This is a genomic window from Clostridium estertheticum (assembly GCF_018861295.1).
Lineage (GTDB): Bacteria > Bacillota > Clostridia > Clostridiales > Clostridiaceae > Clostridium_AD > Clostridium_AD estertheticum_D.
Map to the genome: position 1 here is coordinate 43,734 of NZ_JAHLDM010000033.1, position 11,293 is coordinate 55,026.

An 11,293-nucleotide genomic window follows, 5' to 3' on the forward strand; every position below is an offset into this window, starting at 1 on the left:
GGAGTGAATAGAATGGGAAATTTTAAAAATAAGTTAGCACAATTTATGTATGGAAGATATGGTACAGATCAACTGTATATTGCTTTGATTGCTCTATATTTTGTTTTGGTAATTGTTAATGCTTTTATTAGTTCTGCTATTATCAGCGTTTTGATGTTTGCTATTTTGATCCTGATTGTTTTCAGAACATTGTCTCGAAATATTTACAAAAGAAACATGGAAAATGAAAAATTTATGAAATTTTTTAAGCCTATTAAATCAAAAGGATCTTTTGAGCTTCGCAGAATCAAAGAAATTAAAACGCATCGTTTTCGCAAATGTCCACATTGCAAGAAGATGCTTCGTTTGAAACGATTGAGGGGGAAACATACAGTAAAATGTCCTAGTTGCAATAAGGAATTTGAACTTCGTATTCTAGGGTAAGTATAAAATAAGAACTCTTTTTATATTTAGTATAAAAAGAGTTCTTATTTTATAGACTACATAAATATCATATTACCAATTTTTATGGAACCTGATTTTTTAACGCCATTATTAAAAAACAATGCATTTTTTATTGGATTAGTTCCATTAATTGCTGCAAGTGCAGCTTTAACATCGCTTGCAGGTGCAGGTCTTTTAATGTTGCCATTTTGTACACAGGTAAATTGATAAGAACCGTTATACTTTTGATTAATTACAGCACTAATTGAATTTGGGAATCTGCTGCTCTTAACCCTATTCATAACTACTGCGCCCACAGCAACCTGAGCAATATATGACTCTCCTCCGGCTTCTGCAGTTATTAATCTAGCTAGCAAGTTCAAATCGCTTGCTGTGTATTTTTTTGCACTTGGTGATACAGCCTTTAAACTAGATACACTTTTTTTTACAGTAGCGCTAGTTGTCCCTGAAACCTTGAGAACTTGTCCAGGAAAAATAGAATCATTCCATTTGTTATTAGTTTTCCTTAGAGTAGTTAATGATTCCTTATATTTTTGCGCTATTTTAGATAAAGTATCTCCACTTTTCACAGTATAATTTCTAGTTGTTAAGGTAGCTGCAAATATATTTTGTGATGAAATTATTGAAATACCAATTGTTAGTGCTGATGTTAAAAAAATTGATTTATAGCTTTTAAATTTAATAATTAATTCCTCCTAATGCCTTCCAGGTTAGTTGACGGGTTAGGGTAGAGGTACCCTACTTTGTGAATCAAAGTTTCACCCCAAAATTAAATCCCCGGTACTTCTTTTAGAAGATTCGGCTACTCTGATATAATAATACAGCTCGTAAAAAATGTCAATTTGGGCTATTTAAAGATTTACACCGGATTTATGTAGAAAAAGTAAATAATATGTTTTCTCCTATCCTTACCACAAGGGGGATTAAGAACCATTTGAAATCGTTATCATATGCTATAAAACTTAAATATATGGGTAATCATTCAATAATTGTTAACATATTAAAAAGGAGCTAAAAATACTCTCCGATAGCTAATATGCGGTTATTATTTTAACTCTTTTTTAATTTTGTAATACCTTTCTAATTGTTAGTAGTTATGGATTGAAGCTTATTTGAATTATTTGTAATATCTTCTTATTAGTTAAATATTGTATTTCTACATAAAATATTAACTAAATATTAAATGTGAACTTTTTGTAAAACCGAAATTACTAACGGAAATAGGGACCATGGATAAATATTATCCATGGTCCCTATTTTTTATAGAATCATTTAATTAAGTGTTTTAAATGAATATTTTTGAGATTTTAAATATTCAATAACTTGTGGTAATGCTTGGGCAGTTGTTGATTTCGTAAAGAAATCGTGCATTAAAATAACTACATGGTCTTTTCCCTCAGTATTCTTTTTTAGGTTACTTAGTAATTTAGATACTGGAATATTTTGTCCCTCTGCATCACCAGTTAAATCATTCCAATCAACATAATTATATCCAGCACTATTAAGTGATTCTCTAAAAGGTTTTAGTTTTCCACCAAATGACCCGCCTGGAAATCTTACTAATTTAGTACTGAAATTACTACCAAGGATTGATTTTAATATAGTATCACATTTGTTAATATCACTTATAAAAGTGTTAGTGTTAGAGTAAAGATAATTATAATTATGTGAATATGAATGGTTCCCAATGGAGTGCCCATCTGCTAATTCTTTTTTTACCAAATCAGGATATTTTATTGCCATATTACCCACTATAAAAAAAGTTGCCTTTATATTATATTTATCTAAAGTCTTTAAAATCAAAGGAGTATTGTTGGCAGAAGGGCCATCATCAAAAGAAAGATAGGCTATTTTATGTCCATCTGACTTATAAATATGTTTATAAAAATCTGCAGTTGGTGATTTTAACTTTGGTTTTAAAGTCACTTTTTTTGGTGTTACTACACTTTTTTTTAAGCTGTTTTCTGCATTAGCAGGAAGGACACTCTTTACTTTACCATTACTATTAATATAAAATATTAAACATGACAGAATAACTATAACTATAACTGATATTATTAAACCAAATTTTCTTCTTTTTATAATTCTTTTTCTTATTCTTCTTTTTTTTCTTTTTTCAAGTTTTATCACAATTTATCACCAATCATTTCATTATTTGAATTTTAACAAGCTTTATTTACATAATGCATTATAAAAAACTATAATACAAGTAAAACTTCCTAAAATGTCATTTTTATGTCATAAACGGAAGTTATCCGCACCTTAAAGTTGGGAACTAGTAGATTTTTATTTGATTCCAATGAAAAATTGTATATTATTTTATGTCACAGTTTACATTGAGCTGAATAACCTATAGTAGCAGTTTAAATAATGAGACTGCTAGGAGGTAAAATTATGTATAGTTATTGGCAGGCTGATATGAGTGAAGATGATGAATGTAAAAAGCGGGTTAGACATGGATATAATAAATGCGCGAAATACGAATGCAGTAAGTGTGAGAAACCTGAATGCGAAAAGTGTAAAAAACCTGAATGTAATAAGTGGGACAAATATGAATGTGAAAAGTGTGAGAAACCCGAATGCAAAAAGTGTAAGAAACATGAATGTAACAAGTGTGGTTGATCTTATTTAAAAGTTGGACAAGATATAAAGAAATTTATAAATAAAGCTATTATTTTATTTATGAATGATTGATATAGATATCAATGAGCTGCCTTACAAAAGGTAGTTCATTTTTATAAGTACAAGTTTTAAATATTATTAATGAAAAAAATAACCATATGCTTTATAATATAAGTAGATTATATACGATCTAAAGAAAGGAAGAACCTCATGTTTAAAGAAATATATGGGAGTGCAGTTGCATTAATAGATATAGATCAGGAGTGGATAGATTTTGAATAATGAATTTGATTATATGGATGAGATAATAAGTGAACATAATGAAAGAATGCAAAACCTAAAAAAATATTATCCTTTTTTTAAGATTAGGGAGATATCTTTAGACCTATTTAATGAAGGTAAATATAATTTCATTGATATGGGGTACATAGTAGTAGCAACGTTAAGATTATTTATAGAAGAAAATAATTTTAATAATATAGGGGTTTCTTTTGAAAAGTTTTCTAGGTTTACTACAGAAATTCTAAAACGGGATTATAATTTGTACATGGATGAAAAAGAGAATAGTTTACTTGTAAATTATATTTTCGAGAAAATTATAAATGATGGAAAACCTTTTTCGTATAATTATTTTGACCCTGCTCAAAAAAAACAGATGTCCTCTAGGATTAAACTAATTGAATCCAAAATATCAGATGATACAATACGTTATTATATAACATCTGAGGCTATTGAGTTTTACCTTGATACAAAGGAAATAAAGGACGAGAGCAAAATAAGTATTCAACAGATACTACTCTCTAAAATGATTGAATCTAAGAATTTTAAAGGTGGCATTGAAGTTGTAAAACGTATTAATAATGAAGTTAGTAAATTAATGCAAAGAAAGAATGAGATCTTGAATATTTTGAGTTACAACGTTGCTGAGGGAATAAAAGCAACAGATGAACTTTTTAATAATAGTATGAAGTGGTTTGATGAGGAACAAGGACTGTTTGATAAAAATAAGAAACTAATAGAAATTGCTCTTGAGAGGATGGAGGAAAATGAAAGTCACGACACTGAGGATTTCTTAAAGAATAGGGAGTATATTTATAATCTAGAAACTGAGATTAAACGAGCTATTTCAAAGCATAGTGCACTTTTAAATTCTTCTACTGACCTTAAGATAAAATCGGATGAAATTATTAAAAAGGTTACATTAAATAAACTTAGGATGTCTTTTGATTTTAAAACCGTTTATCAAAGGGCTCTCCTTTTGGACAATGTTGGACTTTTAGCTTATCTTATGAATCCACTTTTAAAGATAAAGTTTAATAAGACTTTTAATTTAAAAAATACAGATGAGATTTTAACCTACAGACCCAATAATGAGGAAGATATAGAAGAGGTTACAACTTATAAAGAAACAGAATATATATCACTTGACGATATAGAGGATGAAAGAATAACTTCTAATTTCATAATATTTATGAATTTATTAATGAAATTCCTTTTGGAGAAAGGTCAATTTTCCTTAAGAGAGTTTAATTTGTATTTAGCAGGAAAGTTTAAAGGAGATATCTTAAAAAATGGAGATTATTATTCCTTTATACTCCATATTGCTCAAAAAAATTATTATGATTTATCTAAGCTTGACGTCGACGAAAAAACTATCTTTGATAAAATAATAATTAATATATTAACGCCTGAAAACCGTTATGAGTTTATAGGTCTTAAATTTAGAGTAATACCAATGCCTGAGGATGTAATAGAAATATCATCATTGTTTAAAATTACCAACATAAAATTTGAAAGGGTGAAGTAAATTGGATAACTGGAATATGGAGAAAGCCCTTGAGCTATTTGCAAAGCTTATTACTGGCGAGAATGTAAGCAGTAGCGAAAATACAGACTTATACGAGGAATATAATTCAAACATGGAAATGTATAATATATTTGGTAGCATGATTGAGAAGCTAAATTTAACTTTATATCAATACAAGGGTGCTTTATTTATTACGGCTGGAGAAAAGAATAAGGTGTTTGGTTATACTAATGAAGAATTAAGGAAGATGCTAGGACTTAAGGTTAATAAAGAATTATATATGTGTTATTTTATTATTTATAATATTATTACACTGTTTTATAAAGATTCATCAAGTTACACATTTCAAGAGTATATAAAAAGTGAGGATGTTCTGCGGAGCGTTGATGGTTCACTTTCAAGTATTATTAGTAAAATGGATGTAATAGTAAAAAACGAACTTGAGGAGAACAGTTTTAATGCCATAGCTCTTTTGTGGGATGAACTCCCTTTAACTCACTCAACTGATTTATCAGTAAATGCTAGAGCCTATAAAAGTTCAAAACTAGGGTATATAAAAATTGTTTTTAATTTTCTAAAAGAGCAGAACCTTTTTATTGAAGTAGAGGAACGGTATTATGCAAGCGTTAGATTTAAGGCACTTATAGAAAACTACTTTGAAGACTTTAGAGGTAGGCTTTACGCGATAATGTCAGAAGGAGGACTTAATTAATGCCACAAATAAACAGGATAAGAATAAACAATGTTAAATATAATAATGGTACTCAAACATATGATGATTTTAAGATGGAACTTTCTTGTGGCAATACTTTGTATGACCTCGCAAATGGTGGAGGTAAAAGCCTTTTAATGTTATTGCTTATGCAAAATCTTATACCCAACTGTCATTTAGATGACAAGCAACCTATAGAAAAACTTTTTAGGGGTAAAGATTCTAGTAATGTTATTCATTCACTAATTGAATGGCGATTAGATGATGGAGATAAATCAGGATATAAGTATATGACCACAGGTTTTTGTGCTAGGAAAGCTGCAGAGAACTCTGGAAATATTGAAAATAAAAAAGACACAACATCTTTTGATTATTTTAATTACTGCATATTTTATAATACTTATAATGAAAATGATATAAATAATTTGTCACTTCAAGATAATAAAGAAAGAATAACTTATGGTGGCTTAAAAAAACAATTAAGGACTCTCCAAAGTGATAATTCTTTTGTTGTGGTTTCGGGTATCTTTGAGGATAGAAAGGGAGAATATCAAAGGTTTATTAGTGAGCATGGTTTATATGAAAGCGAATGGGAAATTATTAGGGGGATAAATAAGACTGAGGGTCATGTGAGAGGTTACTTTGAAGAAAATTATAGGACATCAAGAAAGATTGTTGAGGACTTACTTATAGAAAAGATTATTCAAAAAGCTTTTATGGCTAAAACAAGTAAGATAAATGATGAAGAAGAAATGGCAAAAACCCTTTTTGATATCAAGGATAAAATCATAGAGTTATCTAAAAAGAAAAAAGAAATCTCAAATTACGATAGACAGGCGAGTGTTGTTAACGACTTTATTATTAGGACAAAAACACTTGTTAATGTATATGACGAAAAGGATAAAATTGAAGATGCGATTGTAAAAACTTACAATACGCTGGAAAGCAAAAAGAAAAGCAAATATGAAGAACTTAATTTAATAGAAGAAGAAACAAATAACATTAATGAAGAAGATAAGAAAACAGAAAAAAACATTCAAACTATAAAGCTACAAATCATGAAAAATGAGTTAAATATAGGACAAGGTGAACTTAAAAATTCACAAGAAAAATTTGAAAATGTTAAGCTTAAAGTTGACAATATTTATAATGAAATTAATCTTAGACAAGTTAAAAATTATTTTGTAGATTTTCTAGAGAATAAAAATAAACATTCTGAAATAAAAGAGGTAATTGATAATATATTTAAAGCCAATGAAAATTTAACATCAGATTTAAATATATTAGCCTATAATAAAAAAATTAGAGATGAGATTAAACTTAAGGAGTTAAATAATAAGTTAACTGAATCATTAAGTAAAGTTTATGACTTGTCAAGTAAAGTAAAAGAATTTGTTAGGTTAGAAAGGGATATTGATAATAAAATAGCTGTCTCTGAAAGTAACATATTACAATCAAAAGAAAGACTTAACTCACTAAAAGAAAAGGTTAAAGTTCTTAGAAATCAGCTGAACATTATGATTATAGGGGATATAGGTGGTGATATCAAAAAAATCGATCTGGATAGATCACAAACCCTTCTAAAAATAAAAGATAATAAATATATATTTGATTCTTTAATGTTAAAAAATAGTAACTACAAAATTGATATTGCTAAAAATGAAGAAAAAATAACCTCAATTCAAGGCAAAATAGTAGAATATAATGATTTAACGCATAAGTATGACATAGATAAAATTAAGGTCAATAAATTATTAGAAGTTTATGAGGCACGGGATGTTTTATCTTTAAGTAATAGTCTAGAAATTAAATATAAAGAGCTGCTTAGAGAAATACTTGCACAGGAGCAAGTATTACAAAAATCATTAGATTATTATACTCAGTTAGATGAGGATAAGCCAATGCCAACAACTAAAGAAATATTAAAATTAAAAAGATATATTAATAGGAACTATAATGAGGACGGAATTTTGGGCATAGAATATCTTAAAGACCTCTCAATAGAGGAAAAAGAAACTCTTTTAAGTAAGATACCTTTCTTGCCATACTCTATTATTGTAACTTATAATTTTGATAAACTTCTTAAGGACGAAAAGTTTAGGGATTGTGATTTTGGTAACTATGCTATTCCGATTATTAGCTTAGAGACTATTAAAGATGATTTCGACTTTAATATTAATGGTTTGGATTTCGCCTTAAAAGATAGGTCCAAATTTATAAATTCAGAGAAAATAAAACAGGAAAAAGATAAAATAGGGGGAGAAATATCAGAGATAAGAAGTAACCTGGACCTTCTTAAAAGAAATGAAGAAACCTTAAAAATAGATAATACATATATTAAAGAGTTCAAGTTTTCTTATGATAATAAAATAGATGTGATTAAAGGGTCACGCACTAAATTAAATTCTGAAAAGATTTCATTAGAAAATGAAAGGATAGTTTGTAGTAAAGATATAGATGGACTTGAATTCAAGATGAAAAACATCAATTTAGAAAATATAGATTTAGAAAATAAGTTAACTGTTTTGGAGAAGGATTTAAAGAATATTCGTGAATTAAAGATTGATTTAGATAATTTAGATTTGGAAGAAAATAAACTTCAGAAATTTGTAGAAAGTTTAAATTCTTTAAACTTGAAGCATATGGAAATCAAAAAACAAATGATAACAGAGGAGGGTAAGCAAAAAAATGAACTTGGGGTAAATAGTCGCTTAAAGGTAGAAATAGATGAAGTAAATGATGAATGGACTAAAATGTATAAAACATATTATAATAACGATAAATATGAAGAATTAAACATAACTGATGATGAAATAGATGCGAAATTTAGAGGAAGTAAAAAAGCATTAGAAGAAAAAAATTCAGATATAAAAGACAAAGATCAACTACTACAAAATTATCAAAGTAATATGGATAAAGATAGGAGTGAAATTGATAATAGAGAATATTCTATAGATAAGCTTTATGAACTTAAAGATAGAAACGAGATTTCAGTAACAAAGCAGGAAGAATTAAAAGAATTAAAAGAAGAATATAAAATATTAAAAGAAAAGCAGGAATTGGTTAATAAAGATGTTCAAAAGTATACATTAGCCAGGAGTAATATTTGTGGAAAAATTGAACTATTAGAAGATAGTTTTTCAAAGAAGTTTGGACAATATGTAGCTATTGAAATTGAAGCCTTTAAATTTCAACAATTTGAAGAAGACAATACTTGCAAAAGAGAAAAACTTGCTTTGAAAAAAGCAGAACTTTTAATATTGCAAATTAAAATTAATAAAGTTATTGAGAAGTTAAAAGCTATTATAGTTAATATTGAAGTAGTTCTAAGATCTAGTAATATTTCTAAAGACAAAACAAATGACATGATAGACGACACTCTCGATATAAAAAGTTATTATGAAAGTTTAGAAAAAGACTTTGATAAAGTTTGCATTAAAGAAAAAAACAGTGGAGCAAATTTTGCGAGTAATAAAGAAAAAAATATAAAAGCTCTTAAAGAAATGGGAGCTTTTGATCTAGCAGAAGAATTTTTAAGGAGCATTAATGCTCCTGTCTTAACTAAGCAGTGTAGGGTGCTTATAGAGAATTTAGAAAGTATTAAAGAGCTTATATTTCTTCAAAAGGGGAAAATAGAAAATGATATTAAGGATATGGAGCAAATAAAAGATAATTTTCAAAATCAATGTCTCCAACGTTGCAGAGATGTGAAAACAGAGCTTGATAGATTACCGCGTTTATCAAGATTAAATTTGAATGATGAGATAATACAAATGGTTAGTCTTCAGTTACCATATGTTAAGGAAGAACAGCAAAAATTCAATATGTCTTTGTATATAGAAGAGATAATAAGAAATGTTGATAATATGGATGATAATTTTGATGAAATAAAATATATTAAAAATCAATTAGCTCTTAAAAGGCTTTTTTCTGTTATTGTAACAGATATGAATAAAATAGTTTTAAAACTTTACAAAAGAGAACAGATAGCAGAGCAAAGTAAAATATTAGAATATGAGCAGGCAGTTGGTAGTACAGGTCAGTCACAAGGAATATATATTCAATTTTTAATATCCATCATTAATTACATTAAAAATATAAATTCCTTTAATGTAGATAATAATAAATTAAGAAAAACTATATTTATAGACAATCCATTTGGAGCAGCTAAAGACATATATATTTGGGAACCTATATTTGAGTTCCTAAAAACAAATAATGTGCAGCTAATTGTGCCAGCCCGTGGTGCTACTCCTGCTATATCTGGAAGGTTTGATGTAAATTATATACTAGGTCAAAAACTTATTGGTAATAAGCAGCAGACGGTAGTAATGCAGGTAAGAAGTCAGGTCTGCGTGGAGCAGGTTGAATTTAAGAAAATAGAACATGAGCAGCTGGGATTTGAATTATCATAAAAAACCAAAACACATAGATTTATAAATCATAGCAGGTCAGAGAAAAAAGAGCCCAATAGGCTCTTTTTTGCTGTATAAATAGCTATTTATTGAAAAACTACAGTTGTGGCTTTGTGTCAAGTTTGTTCCAATTAATGGTAATGAATGGCATTTTATTAGTCTGAGGTTATTTTTGGGGCAAATACTAGTGAAACCGATAGGCAAGATCTTAATAATTTTAAAAAAAATGAAAAAGTTTACAAAATGATATTGCAGAAAGTGAAAATTAGATGTAGAATGAACTTATTAAAACGAGTTTAAAAAGTATTTCGGTTTATATTTAAATGAAGGAGAAGGTAAATATTATTATTAAGAAAATTATAATTGTTCTAAATTAGTCGAAAAATGAAAACGACATCATTGCCAAGTGATGCATAAATTAAATAATTAGAAGATTTAGAAATAATACAAGACTTAAAAATAACTATTCATAATAAAATAATCGGAGGAATGAAAAATGAAAAATTTACCACAATTAAAATTAGGAATTATTGCAGTAAGTAGAGATTGCTTCCCAATGCAGTTATCTGTTAGCCGTAGAAAAGCTGTAGTTGAATCTTATAAAAAATCTAATGTTGATATATTTGAATGTTTAACTACTGTAGAAAATGAAACTCATATGTTAAAAGCATTAAAAGAAATTAAAGAAGCTGGTGTAAATGCATTAGTAGTATACCTTGGAAATTTCGGTCCTGAAACTTCGGAAACATTACTTGCAAAACAATTTGGTGGACCAGTAATGTTTGTAGCTGCTTCAGAGGAAAGCGGTGATAATTTAATGAATGGCCGTGGGGATGCTTATTGTGGAATGTTAAATGCTAGTTACAATTTAGCACTACGTAATATAAAGGCATTTATTCCTGAATATCCTGTTGGAACAGCTAGTGAAGTTGCTGATATGATTTCAGAATTTGTACCAGTTGCTACTACATTACTAGGCCTTAACAATTTGAAAATAATTTCTTTCGGACCTCGTCCACAAGATTTCCTAGCATGTAATGCACCAATTAAGCAATTATATAATCTAGAAGTTGAAATAGAAGAAAATTCAGAACTTGATTTATATGCAGCCTTCAACGCTCATGCGGGTGATTCAAGAATTCCAGAAGTAATAACTAGTATGGAAAAAGAATTAGGTAAAGGAAATAAAATGCCTGGTATACTGCCAAAGCTTGCTCAATATGAAATAACATTACTTGATTGGATGGAAGAACATAAAGGTTCAAGAAAATATGTTGTTTTTGCAAATAAATG

General features: G+C 28.2%; 8 protein-coding genes and 1 riboswitch. Of the genes, 6 read left to right on the plus strand and 2 right to left on the minus strand.

The window, feature by feature from the left end; genetic code table 11:
* Nucleotides 1-12 precede the first annotated feature (12 nt).
* Nucleotides 13-423: a BRcat domain-containing protein gene (locus KPL54_RS22790; protein WP_216108788.1), complete on the plus strand. Its 411-nt coding sequence runs from the start codon at nucleotides 13-15 to the stop codon at nucleotides 421-423.
* A 56-nt stretch (nucleotides 424-479) separates the two neighbouring features.
* Here KPL54_RS22790 and KPL54_RS26765 read toward each other — a convergent pair whose 3' ends face one another.
* Together KPL54_RS26765 and KPL54_RS26305 are read right to left on the minus strand one after the other, a co-directional pair.
* Nucleotides 480-1,013, minus strand: a complete 534-nt coding sequence (locus KPL54_RS26765) for a cell wall hydrolase (RefSeq protein ID WP_216108789.1) — start codon at nucleotides 1,011-1,013, stop codon at nucleotides 480-482.
* A gap of 115 nt (nucleotides 1,014-1,128) precedes the next feature.
* Nucleotides 1,129-1,258: riboswitch (cyclic di-AMP (ydaO/yuaA leader) on the minus strand.
* Between the two features lie 458 nt (nucleotides 1,259-1,716).
* Complete coding sequence (locus KPL54_RS26305; protein ID WP_216108790.1) at nucleotides 1,717-2,574, minus strand: polysaccharide deacetylase family protein; 858 nt, start codon at nucleotides 2,572-2,574, stop codon at nucleotides 1,717-1,719.
* Nucleotides 2,575-2,838: 264 nt separating this feature from the next.
* Here KPL54_RS26305 and KPL54_RS22805 point away from each other — a divergent pair, with 264 nt between their 5' ends.
* From KPL54_RS22805 to KPL54_RS22825, 5 genes are all read left to right on the plus strand, one after another.
* Nucleotides 2,839-3,066 carry a hypothetical protein gene (locus tag KPL54_RS22805; RefSeq protein WP_216108791.1) on the plus strand — a complete coding sequence of 76 codons (228 nt, stop codon included), beginning with the start codon at nucleotides 2,839-2,841 and terminating at the stop codon, nucleotides 3,064-3,066.
* A 274-nt stretch (nucleotides 3,067-3,340) separates the two neighbouring features.
* On the plus strand, nucleotides 3,341-4,873 hold the full coding sequence (locus KPL54_RS22810) for a hypothetical protein (protein WP_216108792.1): 1,533 nt from the start codon (nucleotides 3,341-3,343) through the stop codon (nucleotides 4,871-4,873).
* A gap of 1 nt (nucleotide 4,874) precedes the next feature.
* Entirely contained in the window at nucleotides 4,875-5,585 is a 711-nt protein-coding gene (locus tag KPL54_RS22815; protein WP_216108793.1) for a DUF6063 family protein, read from the plus strand.
* Nucleotides 5,585-10,000: a hypothetical protein gene (locus tag KPL54_RS22820; RefSeq protein WP_216108794.1), complete on the plus strand. Its 4,416-nt coding sequence runs from the start codon at nucleotides 5,585-5,587 to the stop codon at nucleotides 9,998-10,000. Before KPL54_RS22815 ends, KPL54_RS22820 begins: the two co-directional genes overlap by 1 nt.
* A 496-nt stretch (nucleotides 10,001-10,496) precedes the next feature.
* Nucleotides 10,497-11,293, plus strand: a 797-nt coding sequence (locus KPL54_RS22825) for an L-fucose/L-arabinose isomerase family protein (protein WP_375373013.1), incomplete at its 3' end; no start/stop codon positions are given.